16 protein-coding genes and 1 tRNA gene are annotated in these 17,392 nt (G+C 44.6%); 11 read left to right on the top strand and 6 right to left on the bottom strand.

The annotated features are described in order from the left end of the window. Nucleotides 1-312: 312 nt before the first annotated feature. Complete coding sequence (locus K1Y79_RS28780) at nucleotides 313-717, top strand: response regulator (RefSeq protein WP_220253689.1); 405 nt, start codon at nucleotides 313-315, stop codon at nucleotides 715-717. Here the strand turns inward: K1Y79_RS28780 and K1Y79_RS28775 are convergent. Further along, nucleotides 714-2,264, bottom strand: coding sequence for a PAS domain S-box protein (locus tag K1Y79_RS28775; protein WP_220253688.1), 1,551 nt, complete (start codon nucleotides 2,262-2,264; stop codon nucleotides 714-716). The two genes, K1Y79_RS28780 and K1Y79_RS28775, sit on opposite strands and share 4 nt — an antisense overlap. A 144-nt stretch (nucleotides 2,265-2,408) precedes the next feature. Between K1Y79_RS28775 and K1Y79_RS28770 the strand changes: the two genes are divergently transcribed. Together K1Y79_RS28770 and K1Y79_RS28765 are read left to right on the top strand one after the other, a co-directional pair. Next, entirely contained in the window at nucleotides 2,409-3,251 is an 843-nt protein-coding gene (locus K1Y79_RS28770) for a dienelactone hydrolase family protein (protein WP_220253687.1), read from the top strand. Nucleotides 3,252-3,341: 90 nt separating this feature from the next. Then, nucleotides 3,342-4,622: a chloride channel protein gene (locus K1Y79_RS28765; protein ID WP_220253686.1), complete on the top strand. Its 1,281-nt coding sequence runs from the start codon at nucleotides 3,342-3,344 to the stop codon at nucleotides 4,620-4,622. A gap of 76 nt (nucleotides 4,623-4,698) precedes the next feature. Here K1Y79_RS28765 and K1Y79_RS28760 read toward each other — a convergent pair whose 3' ends face one another. Further along, on the bottom strand, nucleotides 4,699-5,085 hold the full coding sequence (locus K1Y79_RS28760) for a response regulator (protein WP_220253685.1): 387 nt from the start codon (nucleotides 5,083-5,085) through the stop codon (nucleotides 4,699-4,701). Nucleotides 5,086-5,186: 101 nt separating this feature from the next. Here K1Y79_RS28760 and K1Y79_RS28755 point away from each other — a divergent pair. From K1Y79_RS28755 to K1Y79_RS28745, 3 genes are all read left to right on the top strand, one after another. Beyond that, nucleotides 5,187-5,258 (top strand) — tRNA-Glu (locus K1Y79_RS28755). A gap of 151 nt (nucleotides 5,259-5,409) precedes the next feature. After that, nucleotides 5,410-6,018: a type II toxin-antitoxin system antitoxin SocA domain-containing protein gene (locus tag K1Y79_RS28750; RefSeq protein ID WP_220253684.1), complete on the top strand. Its 609-nt coding sequence runs from the start codon at nucleotides 5,410-5,412 to the stop codon at nucleotides 6,016-6,018. Nucleotides 6,019-6,034: 16 nt separating this feature from the next. Beyond that, nucleotides 6,035-6,463: a hypothetical protein gene (locus K1Y79_RS28745; RefSeq protein ID WP_220253683.1), complete on the top strand. Its 429-nt coding sequence runs from the start codon at nucleotides 6,035-6,037 to the stop codon at nucleotides 6,461-6,463. Between the two features lie 248 nt (nucleotides 6,464-6,711). On the opposite strand, the gene K1Y79_RS28740 is transcribed toward K1Y79_RS28745, so the two are convergent. Continuing rightward, nucleotides 6,712-7,473, bottom strand: a complete 762-nt coding sequence (locus K1Y79_RS28740) for a response regulator transcription factor (RefSeq protein ID WP_220253682.1) — start codon at nucleotides 7,471-7,473, stop codon at nucleotides 6,712-6,714. Nucleotides 7,474-7,657: 184 nt separating this feature from the next. On the opposite strand from K1Y79_RS28740, the gene K1Y79_RS28735 reads away from it, so the two are divergent. From K1Y79_RS28735 to K1Y79_RS28725, 3 genes are all read left to right on the top strand, one after another. Then, nucleotides 7,658-8,386 carry a DUF3667 domain-containing protein gene (locus K1Y79_RS28735; RefSeq protein ID WP_220253681.1) on the top strand — a complete coding sequence of 243 codons (729 nt, stop codon included), beginning with the start codon at nucleotides 7,658-7,660 and terminating at the stop codon, nucleotides 8,384-8,386. A 76-nt stretch (nucleotides 8,387-8,462) separates the two neighbouring features. Next, nucleotides 8,463-8,915 carry a hypothetical protein gene (locus tag K1Y79_RS28730; protein WP_220253680.1) on the top strand — a complete coding sequence of 151 codons (453 nt, stop codon included), beginning with the start codon at nucleotides 8,463-8,465 and terminating at the stop codon, nucleotides 8,913-8,915. Nucleotides 8,916-8,969: 54 nt separating this feature from the next. Then, nucleotides 8,970-9,311 (top strand): hypothetical protein, encoded by a 342-nt coding sequence (locus tag K1Y79_RS28725; RefSeq protein WP_220253679.1) that lies wholly within the window; start codon nucleotides 8,970-8,972, stop codon nucleotides 9,309-9,311. 30 nt (nucleotides 9,312-9,341) lie between these two features. Here the strand turns inward: K1Y79_RS28725 and K1Y79_RS28720 are convergent, their stop codons facing one another. The 3 genes from K1Y79_RS28720 to K1Y79_RS29230 all read right to left on the bottom strand — a co-directional run bounded on the left by K1Y79_RS28720 (nucleotide 9,342) and on the right by K1Y79_RS29230 (nucleotide 14,654). Then, a complete protein-coding gene (locus K1Y79_RS28720; protein ID WP_220253678.1) occupies nucleotides 9,342-9,755 on the bottom strand; it encodes an OsmC family peroxiredoxin in 414 nt (137 codons plus the stop codon). 188 nt (nucleotides 9,756-9,943) lie between these two features. Beyond that, complete coding sequence (locus K1Y79_RS28715; RefSeq protein WP_220253677.1) at nucleotides 9,944-11,332, bottom strand: sigma-54-dependent transcriptional regulator; 1,389 nt, start codon at nucleotides 11,330-11,332, stop codon at nucleotides 9,944-9,946. A 73-nt stretch (nucleotides 11,333-11,405) separates the two neighbouring features. Further along, on the bottom strand, nucleotides 11,406-14,654 hold the full coding sequence (locus tag K1Y79_RS29230; RefSeq protein ID WP_236059924.1) for a sigma 54-interacting transcriptional regulator: 3,249 nt from the start codon (nucleotides 14,652-14,654) through the stop codon (nucleotides 11,406-11,408). 365 nt (nucleotides 14,655-15,019) lie between these two features. Between K1Y79_RS29230 and K1Y79_RS28705 the strand changes: the two genes are divergently transcribed. Continuing rightward, on the top strand, nucleotides 15,020-15,934 hold the full coding sequence (locus K1Y79_RS28705; RefSeq protein ID WP_220253676.1) for a helix-turn-helix domain-containing protein: 915 nt from the start codon (nucleotides 15,020-15,022) through the stop codon (nucleotides 15,932-15,934). A gap of 158 nt (nucleotides 15,935-16,092) precedes the next feature. Beyond that, nucleotides 16,093-17,142: an alpha/beta hydrolase gene (locus K1Y79_RS28700; protein ID WP_220253675.1), complete on the top strand. Its 1,050-nt coding sequence runs from the start codon at nucleotides 16,093-16,095 to the stop codon at nucleotides 17,140-17,142. Nucleotides 17,143-17,392: the final 250 nt, after the last annotated feature.

Raw genomic sequence — 17,392 nt, 5'->3', positions numbered from 1 at the left:
TTCCTATGCGCAGATGATGTACCTCCTCAAATATCCTCTACAGCCGTCCGCACTACCCCTGACTTTATCCGCAAGCTAGGATACGTCATTCAAGCCTCCACAGTGAATAATAGCGGGCCTGGCTTTTATATTTTCCTTCAACATACATTGGCAGTCAGTCTCTCTCCGGCCTATTGTTGCTATGATATTAAAACAATTCGTGTTGCAACCTGTCATGAAAGCGCTCCAGTGAACACACTGCTGTATATTAGTTTTGAAAAGATTGTATAACTTAAGCGCGGAAATACGGAAGTTTACAAATTTTAATCTGATATGGACAGCAAGGCTAAAATTATCTTTTTAGCAGATGATGATCCCGAAGACCAGGAAATCCTGAAAGACGCAATATTAGGACAGGATCCGGCAGCAAATATTCACTCTGTTATGAATGGTCAGCAGGCATTAGACTACCTGCTTAATTGTACATCCGAAAATATACCATCTCTCCTGATCTTTGATTATAAAATGCCAATTTTCAGCGCAGTAGAAATTTTAGAGAAAATCAGTGGTATTCCGGAACTACAAGCTATTCCGAAAGTTGTGTGGAGTACTTCCAACCAGGCCGACCACGTAAGGCTTTGTAAGGAGAAAGGCGCTGATCTTTATTTTGTCAAACCAACTAAAACTGAAGAACTTTACAACATTGCCAGGGAAATGCTGTGTTTACTGAAGGACTAGCTGTGATCGCAGGGGATGTAGATGTCAAAGGATGCTCCTTCGCCAGGTATGCCATGTGCCCTGATAATGCCATGGTGATTCAGGACAATCTTCTTGCAGATAGCCAGTCCGATACCGGAGCCTGAGATATCCGGGCGGGCGTGCAGGCGTTGGAAGACGTCAAAGATCTTGTCTGCGTGACCAGGTTCAAAACCCAGTCCGTTATCTGCTACGGTTATTTTATAACAGGGCGTGTCTATTTCTGTTCCGGTGATTTCGGCGGCAGGCAACTGTGTTTTTTCGGCCGTGATGGAAATACGCGGGATACGGTCAGGGTGGTGATATTTCAGCGCGTTACTGATCAGGTTATCAAACAATTGACTGAACTGGAAAGGAATGATGTGCAGTAAGGGCAGTACTCCTACAGTAACAACTGTCTGATGGCTTTTTATGGTTTCGCTGTAGCTCTGGAGTACTTCTTCAACGATAATTTTGAGGTCGATCATCTTCATTTCGTTGGGTTGTGAAGATGCGCGGGAATATGTTAACAGGTCATCTATCAGTCCATGCATGCGTGAAGCCGCATTGATAGATCGAATCAGGTATTCTCTTGATTTTTCGGGCAGGGTATCCGCGGCGTTATCAAAGATGTAATTGTTATAGAACTGGATTTTACGAAGAGGTTCCTTCATATCATGGGCTGCGGCATAGGCAAACTGTTCCAGCTCTCTGTTCTGAAACTCCAATTCTCCGGCATACTGCCTGATCCGGTCTTCGGCTATCTTCTTCTCAGTAAGGTCTCTGGTTACCTTTGAGAAGCCTATAACGCGCTGTTCGTTATCATGCAGTGCCGTGATGACGATACTGCCCCAGAAGCGGGTACCGTTTTTCCGCATACGCCAGCCTTCCTGCACAGCCTTGCCGGTTCTGATGGCTTCAGTAATGAGTTTCTCAGGCTGTTTTTTAGCCCGGTCTTCCGGCAGATAAAATACACTGAAGTGCTGTCCGATAATCTCTGATTCCTGGTATCCTTTTATTTTCTCGGCACCCTTATTCCAGTTCTGGATCACGCCTGACCTGTCTAGCAGGAGGATGGCATAGTCTTCCACTTCCTCAATCATTTTGTAATAGCGTTCTTTACTTTGCTTCAGCTCTTCATTCAGGTGGGATCCGGGGGTAGTAGTTGCATTCTGAGCGTCTGGCAGGAATACTTCCCGGAAGCAATATAGCCAGCCGGTTACAGCACCTGTCTTATCTTTTAGGGGAGTTATACTTCCCCTAACAGTGATAATGGAGTTATCCGGCCGGAGGATGGTATCCTGCCAGTTGTCAGGCATAGGTCCATTTTCCGGATTAAATATGGTGGTCAGGTTATTATTGAAGAGGACGTCTTTGACAGCAGGCGTTTTTCCCAGCAGCGCCACGGCCGATTGATTACAGCATATAAATCGATGACTGGCATCACAAAGACAGGCTGCCACGGGCAATAACTGGATCAGGGTAGCGGGAGAGATGCCTGCTTCTTCCAGTAATTTGTCTGCTATTGCCGTATTTAGTGCCTGATCCATGCGCTGAAATTATATAAACTAAGTTAATTTTAGTAGTGTAGGCATGCTTCCTATTTTATTAAGCTGCAAGCGGGCTAATCCGCATATTGATTAACTTTGCGGCGTTTTTTCCATATAATTTATACATTCAAATACTACTATCGCATGAAATTCAACATTGTAACAATGATCGCTCCGGCAGCACTTGCATTCTGCATGGCAGCATGTAATAATCAGCAGGCATCTTCAGAGCATGCTACTGACACCACAGTTGCGCAGCCGACTATTACGGAAGAAGCCCTGAGCATTCAGGCTGACAGCGTTACGCTAAACAGCATCGTGGCCTTTAGTACTGATACCAGTGCCAAAAAGCCGATTGTGCTGATTGTACCAGAGTGGTGGGGCCTGGATGATTATGTAAAGGGTCGTGCCAGACAACTGGCAGAACTGGGCTACCTCGCGGTAGGGATAGATATGTATGGTAACGGTAAACATGCTGATAATCCTGATGCGGCAAAAGCGTATGCTACACCGTTTTATACCAATCCGCAGCTGGGCTATACCAGGTTAGCAGCGGCACTGGCGAAAGCAAAGACCTTTCCGCAGGCGGATACAACCCGTATTGCAGCGATCGGTTATTGCTTTGGCGGGTCAATGGTACTGAACGGAGCGAAACTGGGACTGCCAGTTAATGGCGTGGTAAGTTTCCACGGCGGACTGGCTACCGTGCCTCCACAGAAAGGGTTGACCAAAGCTCAGATCCTGGTGTGCCATGGTGGAGCAGACCCCTTCGTACCAGCGCAGGATGTGACTACCTTTAAAAAGCAACTGGATTCTCTGAGCATCCCTTACACCTTTAAGGAATATCCTGGAGCAACCCATGCATTTACTAATCCAGCCGCTACAGCAACCGGCAAAAAGTTCAATATGCCTATTGAATATAATGCGGCAGCTGATACAGCGTCCTGGAATGATATGCGGACCTTCTTTGGGGAGATCTTCAAATAGGACATTTAACGACATTTTAAGGGAGCGGCTTCGAAAGAGCCGCTCCTTTTATTTTACATGCCCTAACTTTGCAGCGTCAAAAGGAATGTTATGCGTAAGAAGATTATCCAGGCCAACTATGTTAAACTGCTGATTGCCTCTCTGGTAGCAGGATTATTGTCTGCTTTCCTCGCCAGCGTGCTTAAGCATATAACAGAGCATTACGAAGCGCATTTCTTTAAGACGATCTCTCCTTATTCTTATCTGTTCCTGGTTTTTCCGCTGATCGGCCTGCTAATGATACATATATTGCGTAAGTATGCTTTCCGGAAGAAGCCGAATAAAGGTATTAAGGAAATTTATCTAACGTTGGATACCCGTCGTAATGAGCTGCCGGGTTATAAGATACCGTCTCACTTTATCAATGGATTCCTGACAGTCATCTTTGGAGGGTCAACAGGTGTGGAAGTATCGACTGTTGTGTCAACGGCGACGATTGGCGCTGTGACTAGGCAGAAGGCTGCTATTGCCAACCGGTTTAAAACAGAGCTGATCTGTGCCGGCGTAGCAGGAGGATTGACAGCCCTGTTTGGAAGTCCGCTGGTAGGTTTGCTGTTTGCGGTTGAGGTCATTGCCCGGAAAGTAACAAAGACGATTCTTATGAGTAGTGTGGCAGCGGTGCTTGTTGCCTGGGCGTTTCTGCAATTGCTGCATGAGGAGCCTTTGTTGAATCTGAGTATTACCCATTGGCAGGTAAGTGCTATACCGTACATTATCGGTTTAAGCGTGTTGGCTGGCGTTATTTCCGTCTTCTTTACGCGGACGGTCATTGCTGTAAAGAATAGATTCGGGAGCGTTAAAAACGATTATATACGTATTCTTGTAGGGGCTGCTATTGTAGGAGTAGGCATTTTCCTGTTACCGGCCCTGTTCGGAGATAGTTATAGCGCTGTAACAGATATGATAGGCCGGTCGGAGCGTCAGGCGTTTACTATTCCCTTTGCTGTGACAATCCTGGCGATTGTCTTACTTAAACCGATCATTTCGTCTGTTACTTTGGGAGCCGGCGGTGATGGTGGCGTGTTTGCACCAAGTATTGTTATTGGCGCATTACTGGGGTTACTATTGGCTACATTCTGTAATCATTACTTCCATGCCCATCTGATTGTAGCCAACTTTATCATTATGGGTATTGCGGCAGTATTAAGTGGCAGCATCCATGCTCCGCTGACATCCACTTCGCTTGCCTGCCGGTTGTCAGGAGGGTTTATTCTGACTGTACCTGTTCTGATTGCGAGTACAGTAGCGAGATATACGGCTAAGAAGATTTACCCATATACGGTCTACAGCTATAAAGACCAGGCTATTCAGCAGCCGGTAGCGGCAAAATAACATTGGCTATCAATATGATAAATAAAAAAAGCCATGACCTGCGGGTCATGGCTTTTTCAATGTCTTTTTGCTACAACTATTCTCCCAGCAGAAGATCATACAGTTCTTTGGCCATCTTCTGGTAACCGGGTGCGCTATCAGGTTTAATAAAGTGTTTCAGTGCTCCCATCTGCTGGCATTTCTTCTCATCAGTACCGGTAGTGGTATTGGAGTAGGTCACCACAGGGATTTCTCTGAAGGCATCGCTAGTCTTAAGATAGTACAGAATATCATATCCGTGTCCGGCGGCGGACAAAATCACATCCGGGAACAGGATATCGGATTCCTCCATTATATTCTTGAGGATCTGCCCGTCTTCAGCAATGGCTAATACGTTAAACAAACCGGTATCCGCAAAGGATTCCTGGATCAGCACTTTACCATCTGCATCGTTTTCTGCTATAAGTATGTTTAGTTTTCCCATAGTAGTACAAAGGTGATATATTCTATCCTTTTTGAAAATATTTAAAAATAAATTTTGTCGATTAGATATTTTGTCTACCTTTGCAATCCCAAACGCGACATGCCGCGTTGGTCAATCGGCTAAGACGCCTCCCTTTCACGGAGGAATGACGGGTTCGACTCCCGTACGCGGTACGAACAAAAAAAGGAACATCATCTGATGTTCCTTTTTTTATTCCCTATGTATTATCCTCAACTCGGTAGAAATTTCGACATTTGCCATATAAGATCAACCTATTGAAAGAGGCATAAGTAATACTAAAAAAATTAGTATTTTACATAAAATTTGAATGACGCTGATTATATGACTCAATGTCAAAACAACAATATTCATCAATACACCCCTGATCAGATTGATAAGATCGGCAATACTGTCATATACATTGCTGATAGGATCAAACCATTGTATAAAACCAAATTGTTGAAGCTCCTTTACTTTCTGGATGAGTTTTCTGTGAAGAAATATGGTATTCCTTTTCTAAACCTTGATTATGAGGTATGGCAGGCGGGCCCGGTATGTAGCGATATCTATCAAGAGGTAAACGAAGCTCCTAATATGCTGGCAGATTACATAGAGCTTGCAAATGATAATATAGGAACGAAAGTTTTCGGGCGTAAGCCATTCTGTGACGATGAATTTTCAAAGAATGAAATTGAGTTAATGGATTATCTCATTAGTACCTTTAAGTATTCGAGCGCCCAGGAATTAGTTGACTTTACTCACAGAACATCTTCGCCATGGTACAAGGCCGCACATCACTATGGATTAATTGAGCTTTTTGAGTCTAAAAGAGCTAATACATCAAACTATCGGATAGATCTAGTGAGCTTATATCCGGAGACCCTGTTAAGGAGAAGCTTTACAACGATTTTCAGGAATATTATAAAACTGTAAAAGCACTCAAATTATAATGTTCTCACCTGGCACAATTCTTTATTTCACACCCTTTTACTTTAAAGGGGATAAGACTCCTGCAAAAAATAAGTACTTTATTAGCTTAGGCCAGAAGGATAATAATCTATTGTTAGCCACGTTACCATCAAGTCAGGATTACGTACCAACATATGCTTCAAAAAATCATGGTTGCATAAATATTGATGACGCAAGTTTTAATTGCTATTATTTTGAAGCAGCAAAAATAATAACCACAAATGGCTGGGCTTTTCCGAAACCTACTTATTCATATGCCAACTGGATTGATGAATATGATCAAACATCGTTTGAAGATAAGTATGCCTTTGAGGGAATTGATTATGAGCAAATAGGAAGGCTGACGGAAACTGAATTTCTCAACTTAATTAAATGCTTTATAACTGCGCCAAACATAAAAAATAAGTAAAGGCGACTTCTGGAAAGAATTACTTACTAATCTACAATTAATAGACTTTAGTAATAATATCCAATTCATAAAAAACTGACATAGAATAGTTCTAAATATAGTACAACGAGAAAGGGTTGCTCAATGAGCGACCCTTTCTCGTTTAATCATTCTGCAAGTGTGCACTTGATCCGGAATACTCACACATCCTCTCGCCTAGTAAAGCATACGCTCATTAAAGTAAGTCGGTAGCCCAATATGGCATTCCGTTAAATAATTTTGTTGTTTACTGCATAGGAAAGCGCTTCAACCATGTTACTTACGTTTAAACGCTCGAAAATTCGTCTCCGGTAGTACTTGACAGTATCAGGTGCAACAAATATTTTCTCTGCAATCTGGTTGATTGTCAACCCCTGGGCATGTAGGTGTAACACCTCTATTTCTCTCTTGTTTAATTTCGGCTTTTCAGATCTGGTCCAGGCAAGGTTCTTCAAATCCAGCTGCCATATATCTCCAGCTCCTTGCTTGTATATACAGACATTACCTGCAGTCTTATGGTGAGAGATGGAAACAATACACATCGCCTTCCATAACCTGCCTTCGCTTGTCAGAAATAACGGCGTTAGTTTATGGTTAATAAGCAGCTGTCCTCCGTCTTTATCTGCCAGGTGGAAATCGTAAGTAATGCTGTACCCCATCTTGTCATCATCAGATACCCTTTTAAAGAAGTCAAAGCCTGCCTCATTGATGATGTTCAGCATTGTCAGGTCATTTTCAGGAACATGTCTGAAATAGAACTCATAGCCTAGCTTCACTACTTCCTCCGGGGAATATCCACAGAGAAACAAGGGATTTTCAGATACGTACTCAAATGTCATATGCTCATAGTCGATGACATAGATACTTTCGTACGTTAATCTTGCGAAGGCTTTTACGGCCTCCAGGTAGTTGTTTTGCTTTAAGCGGTCTGCCGCTGGAATTTCTCCCAGGTTATTCCTGGTAAACAGCCCGGACTGAGCATAATTCTTCATACCTGAGTAATTAATAATATGGTCCTTATATAGAAGGGCACTAACCCTGTAATAGTGGTAAGATCTACACTAAAGTGTAGCCGTTGGCAGCGGTATATTAGTTTCTTTTGTAAAAGAGTCGCTTATAGACTCTATTAACCAGTAAATCTAAATAAGACCTCTAATACAGTAAATTATCCCAGCTATGCTTATTACTACAATCACTTGCAGTAACTGTCACAATGCAGTAGACAACAATTTCTGTGGCAATTGTGGTCAACCTATACAAATTAAGCGAATTGATAAGGACTATATCCTGCATGAGATCTGGCATATCTTACATTTTGACAAAGGGATATTTTATACCATAAAGGAACTATTGATCCGGCCGGGTCAAAATGTAAAAGAATTTATCGCAACAAATAGAAGCAGACTTGTAAAGCCTGTAATATTTATCATAATAACCTCACTAATATATACATTAACCAGTAATTTCTTCCATATTGAGAAAGGGTATGTCAATTTTGATGGCTCCAAGCAATCTGCTATAGGTCTAATCTTCTCCTGGGTACAACATCATTATGGCTATGCAAACATTATCATGGGGATGTACATTGCTTTCTGGTCTAAACTGTTTTTCAGCAGGTATAATTATAACTTCTTTGAGATATTAATCCTGCTATGCTTTGTAATGGGAGTAGGTATGCTAATCTTTGCAGCCTTCGCCGTTATTGAAGGACTGACTAAAGTAAGCCTGATGAATATTGCAGGTGCTGTGGCTATACTATACGCCATCTGGGCCATCGGGCAATTTTTTGATGCTAAGAAAGTGTCCAGTTATTTTAAAGCATTAGCCGCCTATATGTTAGGTATGATCGTATTTTCTCTTTCACTTGTGCTGTTAGGAATCTTGATAGACTTTTTGAAGCCCTAGAAGACAGCGCATTCTCCTCCTATTATCCGGTGGCATAGTTTTTATACCTCTCAAAGCTGACCATTGACACATTCGTATGCACAACTTTTTGATGATCCTGGCTGGAGGAATCTTTGGTACATTGCTGATGACCGGTGCTTTGTACCTGCTGTCTCTGCTGACAGGCAAGAACTATAAGGTAGTGGGAGTACTATCCACAATGGTGACTAACCATACTACCCCGGATAAAGGGCTCACTAAGCGCCCTATAGATATCATCATCGGCACAATACTACACTACCTGATCGGGGTATTCTTTGCAGTCGTCTATTTCTACCTGTGGCGGGCTGACCTGATAGAACTCACTATTGGATCTGCGCTTGCACTGGGGGTAATTACGGGAATAGTCGCGATCGCCTTCTGGTCGGCTTTTATTCGTCTGCATCCAAATCCTCCTGCAGTTCCTATACCCGGCTATGCCTTGCTTGTAGGCAGCTGCCACCTGCTTTTCAGCCTCGGACTTTACATTGTTTTCATCTACTTTGTATAAAAGACTCGTATATTGTTGTCAAATATTAGTACAGACTACGAGCTTGACAATTGTATGAAAAGATTAGCATTCATTGCCTCCTATATCCTCTTTGTATGTATCTGGTGTATACTGTATTACCAGTTTATTGCTCCGGTGAAAGGCACCCAGCTGGTACTTGTTTTACTAATGGCAAGTCTCTTCTATAGCCTTATCTGGGGATTATTCGTATCACTTTTACAACGTGTCATAGGCTGGAAAGGGTATGGAATGCTGCTGATCCCGCTCCTGATTATTATTGTCTTCTTCGTGGGCATGGACAGGTCTAATTTCCTGTTTATCTGCGGACTTATCGCTATCAGCGAACTGGTCTCCTTTGCAAAGATTGTCGCCCATAAACGGAAAAGCGCTAGCTGAGGCAGTCTGCCTGTAACAGCGGCCGTGTAATTAATCCGTCAGGCTAGCTTCTGTGGTAATGGCAATATTCAGTGCCATACTTACCGGACAATCAACCTTTGCTTCCAGCACACAGGCCTCAAAATCGACCAGGCTGATCCCCTTCACTATTCCTGCTACAAACAACCGGGATGCTGTAATGGCTCCGTTTTCAAAGCTAATATAGGCGGTCGTTTCCAATCTTTCGGGATAATAACCGGCTTCATCCAGCACAAAACTCAGCTTCATAGTAAAACATCCTGCATGGGCAGCAGCCAATAGCTCCTCAGGATTTGTGCCTGCTGTACTGGTGAATCTGCTGGTGAAGGAGTAATTGTTTTTCTCAAGCGCTTCACTCTGTGTAGTCAGATGCCCGCTACCATCCTTCCCCGAACCATGCCACACAGCTTTTGCATAACGTTTCATGGACCGGACACTTTAAATCTTAGAACCCCGGATTCCCAGGTGCTGGTTAGTTACGTAGGTACTGGTAATGAATAAAATGTGTGGTGATATGATCTTTTCCATAGCTGCTGAAATTTATTTCGATATCTCAAAGCTACCCTAGTGGAGATACCCCGGCAATGGAAAATCACGCTATTCAGCTGTACATTTTATCCTGGAAGATGCAATTCATCCTTATTAATACCCAGCTTCCTGATGCGGTAGTTGAGTGTAGACACATTCATAGACAATAGTTCTGCTGCACCGCCTTTTCCGAAGATCTTACCATTACACCGACGCAGTACCCTGATAATATGCTCCCGCTCATTTTCCTGTATAGTTTTAATCCTGTCGTCCTTAGGCAAAGGCATATAATCTATCTTCTCCGGCAGTGCGATATATGAAATAGTATTCCCCTCACACATCAGTGTAGCGCGCTCTATCAGGTTTTCCAGCTCCCTGATATTCCCCGGCCAGGAATAATGTGTTAGCATTTCTATTACCTTTTGCGTGACGGTTACCGGCGGTTTACCGAGGTTACGGCAATGTAATTCCAGGAAGTGCCTGATCAATGCAGGGACGTCCTCTCTCCGTTCTCTCAGCGGTGGCAGGTGCAGGGGGAACACGTTTAGCCGGTAATAGAAGTCCATACGGAACCGTCCCTCTGCGACTTCCTTCTCGAGATCCCGGCTGGTAGCTGAAATGATCCTGACATCAACTTTCAGCGGCCGTGCTGCACCTATGCGCTCAATCTCTCTTTCCTGCAGTACTCTCAGTAGTTTAACCTGAACTTCTAACGGCATCTCTCCTATTTCATCCAGAAAAATGGTACCGCCATTCGCCTGCTCAAACTTGCCAATCCGTCTTTCCACTGCTCCTGTAAAGCTGCCTTTTTCATGACCAAACAGCAGCGACTCTATCAGCTCAGTAGACATGGCCGCACAGTTTACTTTAATCAGCGGGCGGGAGGCGCGGTCAGACAACCGGTGTATCAGCTCAGCCATCTTTTCTTTCCCGGTACCACTCTCCCCAGTAATCAGCACCGAGGTATCGGCAGGAGCTACAATGAGCAGGTGCTGAAGTATACGCTGTAACTGCGGACTATCCCCTACGATGCCATGTACGCGCAGGTCCTGAATAGTATGCGGATGAGGCTCGGCTGTGCCTTTCCGGAGCAGCGCTTCCAGGCTGTTTGCATGCAGATAACGGGCTATTTCCAGTGTAACGAGTACCTCCCTCTCCCGGAATGGCTTCACAAGAAAGCCATAGGGAAAAGTAGCCTTCGCCTGATCCAGGGTCTGCTTGGTGGAATTAGCTGAGAGATAGATGAAAGCAATATTGCGCTGTCTTAGTATCCTGGCAAGATCAATACCTGTCTGTTTGCCCTTCAGATAGATATCGATGAGCACAAAATCAGGTGTGTCCTGCTCAACCATCTGCAAAGCCACTTCCACAGAAGCCGCAATGCCGCTTACTGTATAGCCGGCCCTTTCCATAATCATCTGGAGGTTATTGGCTTCAATAAAAATATCTTCTACTATTAGTATCTTTTCGCCCATGCGATGGTTAGTAAATGTTTAATCATGCTTGCCGGTCTGTGGATATGCCTGTCTCCTAATCATGCTACAATGGCTATGGTTTCCTGATGTAATAAGTTTGTTCCTTACGGATACCTAACTTCTTGATCCGGTGGTTTAAGGTAGATACATGCATGCCCAGTATCTCCGCAGCGCCCCCAGGACCAAACACCTTCCCCTTACATTTATTCAGCACACCCAGTATATAATCCCGTTCCATCTCTTCAAATGTCCTGGTGTAGTCTTCTTCTGGCTGTACTTTATGGTCAGATTTTGGTTGAGAAGACAGGTTAATCTCCCTGATTACATTTCCCTGCGTCAACAGTATACTTCGTTCCAATACATGTTCCAGCTCTCTCACATTACCTGGCCAGTTGTATGCCGTCAGCTGCTTCATGGCAGTACTGGACAGCCGGACATTCTTTCTTCCCGCACTTCGGGCAAACCTCTCCATGAAGTGAGCGGCCAGCAAAGAGATATCTTCCTTACGATCGCGTAGTGGAGGTAATACTATTGGAAACACATTCAGCCTGTAAAAGAGATCACTACGGAAGCGACCTTCTGCCACTTCCTTCTGCAGGTTCCTGTTAGTAGCCGCAATAATCCTGACGTCCGTCTTGATAGTACTTTTCCCTCCAATACGCTCAATCTCCTTTTCCTGTATGGCACGTAACAGTTTAACCTGCAGGTCCAGCGGCATCTCTCCTATCTCATCCAGGAACAAGGTGCCATGGTTCGCCAACTCGAACTTCCCGATCCGTCGCTCGACTGCACCGGTAAAGCTTCCCCGCTCATGCCCGAATAGTTCACTCTCAATCAGGTTAGCCGGCAAAGCAGCACAATTCACCTTCACCATCAGTTTACTCTTCCTGGGCGAGGCATTGTGAATAGCCCTTGCAATCAGCTCCTTACCTGTTCCTGTCTCCCCTAAAATCAAGACGGTGCTCTGGGCAAATGACACCTGCGACAGCATATGGAATACCCGCTGCATTTCAGGACCTGCACCAATGATATCAGTATATGTATAAACACTGCTGATTTCCTGTTGCAGATATAACTTCTCTTCTTCCAGCTTCTCCTTATAACCGTTGATCTCTTTCAGCTGCTGCTCAATCTTCTCATCTGCCAGTATATTCGCAACGGCTACAGCTACCTGGTCTGACACACCTTTTAACAGGTGCAGATCCTTCGGGCGAAATGAGTTCCTTTCTTCGGATAACATAGTAATGAAACCTATATCCTCATTCTGATTAACCAGTTTGACGCCGGCAATCTCCCTGATACCTCGCTCAAAAATGAACTGTATGCCAGGATGTTTACCAGGGTTCTTCATAAGCAGGTTTTCTATATAAAAGAGCTCAGGCTTATCTGAATGTAACAATACATCATGTATACCATCTGCTATCGGATACTCAGAGAAAGCTATTTCATTGAATGCAGGATGGGTAGTACGCCGCTCTTCCACATCTGCCACCATCACCTTGAAGGCGGTCTTTTCTGCATTAAACAACCCAACAGTAATATCATTGAAACGGAAGATACTTTTCAGACGCTGGCGCATCACTGCAATCAGTGATTCAGGACCACTTGTTCTGGCAATATCCGCACTCAGCGCTAACAGGATTTCCTTCTCCTTCTCCCGTTGCTGTATGGCCTCATTTGCCAGCATATTGGCAACAGAGCCTGACAGGTGATAAGAGAAACGCTCTATCAGCCGCATGTCAGCAGCAGAAAACGTGTTGCTCTTCTCTGATAACAACGTCATTCCTCCAAACACTTCGTTGTTGTGCATTAACCGTATACCTGCTATTTCCACAATACCTGCAGCGGCCAAAAAATCGAAATGTACGCCTCCACTCTTCTGCAATGCTGGTACGGACAGGATCACTGTACCCTCTGAGGCCATCACCACATTATGCAGACCATCCTGCAATGGATGCTCTCTGAAAGCAATAGATTCAAAGTCCTTATGCTGATTGGTCTTCTCACAATCTTCCAGTATTACCTTGTATATCCCTTTATTGATGTTGTATTGTACAATGGCTATATCCGAGAACTGCAGGCGTGTCTGCAAGGCTCGCTTGATCCGGTGAATCAGCTTTGTTCTGTCAGGTATACTGGCAATAGCATGGCTGATGGTAAGCAGTAACTCATTCTCCGCATCCCTGGCCTGTATATATTCATGATGGAAAATATTAGACATCGCAGTAGCCAGATGATACGACACTGCACGGATCAGGTTTAATACATCAGTATTGAACCAACCCTTCTGTTCTGCGCAAAACAGGATAAGCCCCAGGGGTTGACGGTTACCATCTCTCAACGTAACTCCCACACATTCCCTGACGCCTGCCCGGAACTGCATGATAGTATATTCAGGCGCATCGCTCCGCAAAGCTTCCTTCTCAATATCTATCATCACCGGACCATCTGCATTGAGCACTCTATCAACAATACCATCATTGATAGTATGCCACCGGGAAGTAATTTTATTGTAGTCCGGATCTGAACGACTGGTGGACTGCGGATCCAGCAAGAAAGCGGTACAGGACATACCGTCGTCACTGAGTCTGACCACGAGGCTGTAATTGAAACGGAATAGTTGCTTCAGCTTTGTATTGATCACATCCAGCAGACCTGTTCTGTCTTTTACCCTGCTGATAGCATCACTTAATGTAAGCAAGGCCTCTCTCTCCCTGATCTTCTGCTCTATCTCCTCCCGGGCCATAATATTGACCACTGCCAGCGAGATGTAACTCGCTATGACCTTTACCAGCGGAAATATGGCTTCAGAGAAGTTACCTAGCGTCTTAGAGAAAAACGACAGCACGCCTATTACTTCATTCTCGGAGATCAACCCGCAGTTCATGGTCTCTTCTATGCCTGCTTCATGTATAATCTGCATATTACCTGACAGCTCTCCCCTGGCTTTCATCTCACGTAATTTGCAAATAAAAGGTTCTCCTGTACCGATAGCTGTAATGATCCACTCTTCTGTTACCGGCCATTCATGAGCCACCAGTTCATCATACTGGTCATGCCCTCTTATCACTGACGCTGTATCCAGCAGATAAGCCCTATAAGACCGGTTATCCCTGGAAGGAACCGAGATTACGCAATGCGTAAAGGGAAAAAGAGTACTGAAACGGGCTTTCATCAGGGTCATGAGATCACTTTTCGCCTTTACCCTGGCGATGTCCATTGTCAGCGACAACAGCATTTGCTGCAATTCACTATCCTGCTGCCAGGACTTTCCTGATGTTGCAGGTGGAGATGATTGTACTACAGATTTTGATCGTGGCATGTGAGGTGGTGCTTCTTACTGGTATAACTGATATACCAGTAAAATTTGGTTAATATAGGTCAAGCGCTATGCCATGCTAATAACTCATTGTATGCTAAGAATTTAGACAGAAAACTAATCTACTGGCATTATTCATATACGGACAATTTACCAAAAAATTGTCGATATATGACTAATGTGCATACCGTTCTATGTGGGTGATATTTATGACCTGTCCAACTCCTGATATTTTAACAATCTACTGAACAATTAACGATATATGACTAGTAAAGAAGAGGCATACCCCTTACATCTATATAATAATCAACCATTTATACCATGGCACCAGATTAGCATGATACCTTACGAACTGAAACCACATCATTATGACCAGTAAAATCCTATACGACGCAGACGTGCTGCCCGCATTGCAGCATCCCCGCAAACAACCCAAGGTAGAAAAGAATGATCATTTTGAGATCCAACGGCTGGAGACCATTCGCAGCGATCATCATTTACTGAGCGGTCAACAGGAAAGATTGCAGTATTTTGAAATCATCTGGATGCAGGAAGGCACAGGCACTATTGCTATTGATGCGGTGCATCACCCCTTCAACAACGATATGATCTACTGTCTGACGCCCGGACAGGTCAGGCAATGTAAACTGCAACATGCTCCTAAGGGGTACTACATATCCTTTTCACAGGACTTCCTTTATCGCTGGGCAACCTATACCATGGGAAATACCTGGCTGGACACGCACATATACGGTATGGGATTGTCCATGATCTCGTCAGATGCAGATATGCAATATGAAATAGAAGACCTGATGACGAAGATGTCCAAGGAGTATTGTAATCATTACCTCCTCAGATCAGAAGTGCTGGCCGGACTATTGAACATACTGGTCATCTACTTTTCGCGCCGGCAGCATGTAAGGGTAAATGAACTGGCACAGTCAAAGGAAATTGAGTTGGTGCAACGTTTCATCTCACTGGTAAAAGTGCATTTCCGGACGATGAAATTTGTAGCCGATTATGCCAGTGAACTATGTGTTACTGCCAATCATCTAAACCGGATTGTAAAGAAGATTACCGGCACTCCTGCGAGTTCGCATATACAGCAGCATATTATCATGGAGGCAAAAAGACAGGCGCTACATTCAAATGTCAGCATGAAGGAAATAGCTTACCTGCTGGGCTTTGATGATCACTCGCACTTCAGCAAGTATTTCAAGAACAACTCAGGTATGAACTTCACCAGTTTCAAGAAGGGTCTTACAGCAGATGCCGTTCTGTAAAAAGCCCCCACTCGACCACGTATTCATCACTACAGACCACAGACACAACCGTTAACCAAAATATACAACTGAGCACACTATTCCGCCATTGATGCCCGTGTAACCGTACGATAGCTTTGCACAAGCCGACATTCCTTAATCATAATAAACGAAAGCAAATGACAAAGCAATCGATGAAGAACATATTGGCCGCAGGCTCTATTGCTGCTGCCAGTGTAGTGAATAGTGCAGATGCACAGACGAAAGTACTGGATCCTGCTAATGACCCTGCAATAGAGATACGTACAAAAGCATTTTTAAAGGTATTGAACAGCGGAGGCGGTAAGCCGATGGAGCAGATGGCACCTGCCGATGCGCGTAAGGTACTGGAAGGCGCACAATCTTCTGTAAAAGCAGTTATTTCAGGCGTTGATGTAACAGAGAAAACAATTACACAAGACGGCCTCAGTATCAAGATCTTCATTGTGCGGCCTGCGGGTGTAACGGGAGAGCTACCTGCCTTCCTGTTCTTTCATGGTGGCGGCTGGGTACTCGGTGATTTCCCTACGCATCAACGCTTTGTGAGAGACCTGGTAGTATATTCAGGTGTGGCAGCGGTATTTGTCGAGTATAGCCGTTCTCCGGAGGTAAAGTACCCTGTCGCCCTCAATGAAGCCTACGCTGCTACCAAATGGGTAGCTGCACATGGCAGTGAGATAGCTATTGATGGCAAACGCCTGGCGGTAGTAGGTAATAGCGCCGGTGGCAATCTGACTGCTGCCACGGCGCTGATGGCAGCGCACAAGAACGGGCCGGCGCTGAAATTCCAGTTGCTGTTCTGGCCAGTAACAGATGCTGACTTCGAGACGGTGTCTTACAACCAATATGCGACCTCCCGCTTCCTTACCAAAAATATGATGGTATGGTTCTGGGACAATTATATTCCAAAGGACCAGCGCAAAGACATCTACGCGGCCCCTTTACAGGCTAGCCTCGAGCAACTAAAGGGACTACCGCCTACACTGGTGCAGACAGCAGAAAATGATGTACTGCGGGATGAAGGAGAAGCGTACGCGCGTAAGCTCGACCTGGCAGGCGTACCGGTTACACTCGTCAGGATACAGGGTATGATCCATGACTACGGATTACTGAATCCTCTTGCAGAAGTACCTGCTGTACAATCGGCCCTGAGATATGCTGCTAATGAACTTCGAAATGCCCTGAAATAACTGGTGTCCATCGGCTGATTTCTCACAGATTCTGGTTATCTTACATTAGTAACATTACTATACAGTTGTTATTTTGTAAGACGACCAGTATCTGGTTACTTTTCGGATCAAGTCCACCTCTTGGCCGTCGCTTGTTCGTCCCTTGGCCGTCCCGTCTTCGGATCAAGTCCACCTCTTCGCCGTCGCTTGTTCGTCCCTTGGCCGTCCTGTCTTCGGATCAAGTCCACCTCTTCGCCGTCGCTTGTTCGTC

Origin of the sequence: Chitinophaga rhizophila, assembly GCF_019492185.1 — a bacterium.
GTDB classification, from domain to species: domain Bacteria; phylum Bacteroidota; class Bacteroidia; order Chitinophagales; family Chitinophagaceae; genus Chitinophaga; species Chitinophaga rhizophila.
The sequence above is the reverse complement of the archived record's forward strand: the minus strand, read 5'-3'. Positions and strand labels throughout refer to the sequence as shown.

Excerpts from the sequence above, each read along its gene's own strand:
- K1Y79_RS28780 (WP_220253689.1), top strand. The coding sequence starts at position 313 with ATGGACAGCAAGGCTAAAATTATCTTTTTAGCAGATGATGATCCCGAA.
- K1Y79_RS28775 (WP_220253688.1), bottom strand. The coding sequence starts at position 2,264 with ATGGATCAGGCACTAAATACGGCAATAGCAGACAAATTACTGGAAGAA.
- K1Y79_RS28770 (WP_220253687.1), top strand. The coding sequence starts at position 2,409 with ATGAAATTCAACATTGTAACAATGATCGCTCCGGCAGCACTTGCATTC.
- K1Y79_RS28765 (WP_220253686.1), top strand. The coding sequence starts at position 3,342 with ATGCGTAAGAAGATTATCCAGGCCAACTATGTTAAACTGCTGATTGCC.
- K1Y79_RS28760 (WP_220253685.1), bottom strand. The coding sequence starts at position 5,085 with ATGGGAAAACTAAACATACTTATAGCAGAAAACGATGCAGATGGTAAA.
- K1Y79_RS28745 (WP_220253683.1), top strand. The coding sequence starts at position 6,035 with ATGTTCTCACCTGGCACAATTCTTTATTTCACACCCTTTTACTTTAAA.
- K1Y79_RS28740 (WP_220253682.1), bottom strand. The coding sequence starts at position 7,473 with ATGAAGAATTATGCTCAGTCCGGGCTGTTTACCAGGAATAACCTGGGA.
- K1Y79_RS28735 (WP_220253681.1), top strand. The coding sequence starts at position 7,658 with ATGCTTATTACTACAATCACTTGCAGTAACTGTCACAATGCAGTAGAC.
- K1Y79_RS28730 (WP_220253680.1), top strand. The coding sequence starts at position 8,463 with ATGCACAACTTTTTGATGATCCTGGCTGGAGGAATCTTTGGTACATTG.
- K1Y79_RS28725 (WP_220253679.1), top strand. The coding sequence starts at position 8,970 with ATGAAAAGATTAGCATTCATTGCCTCCTATATCCTCTTTGTATGTATC.
- K1Y79_RS28720 (WP_220253678.1), bottom strand. The coding sequence starts at position 9,755 with ATGAAACGTTATGCAAAAGCTGTGTGGCATGGTTCGGGGAAGGATGGT.
- K1Y79_RS28715 (WP_220253677.1), bottom strand. The coding sequence starts at position 11,332 with ATGGGCGAAAAGATACTAATAGTAGAAGATATTTTTATTGAAGCCAAT.
- K1Y79_RS29230 (WP_236059924.1), bottom strand. The coding sequence starts at position 14,654 with ATGCCACGATCAAAATCTGTAGTACAATCATCTCCACCTGCAACATCA.
- K1Y79_RS28705 (WP_220253676.1), top strand. The coding sequence starts at position 15,020 with ATGACCAGTAAAATCCTATACGACGCAGACGTGCTGCCCGCATTGCAG.
- K1Y79_RS28700 (WP_220253675.1), top strand. The coding sequence starts at position 16,093 with ATGACAAAGCAATCGATGAAGAACATATTGGCCGCAGGCTCTATTGCT.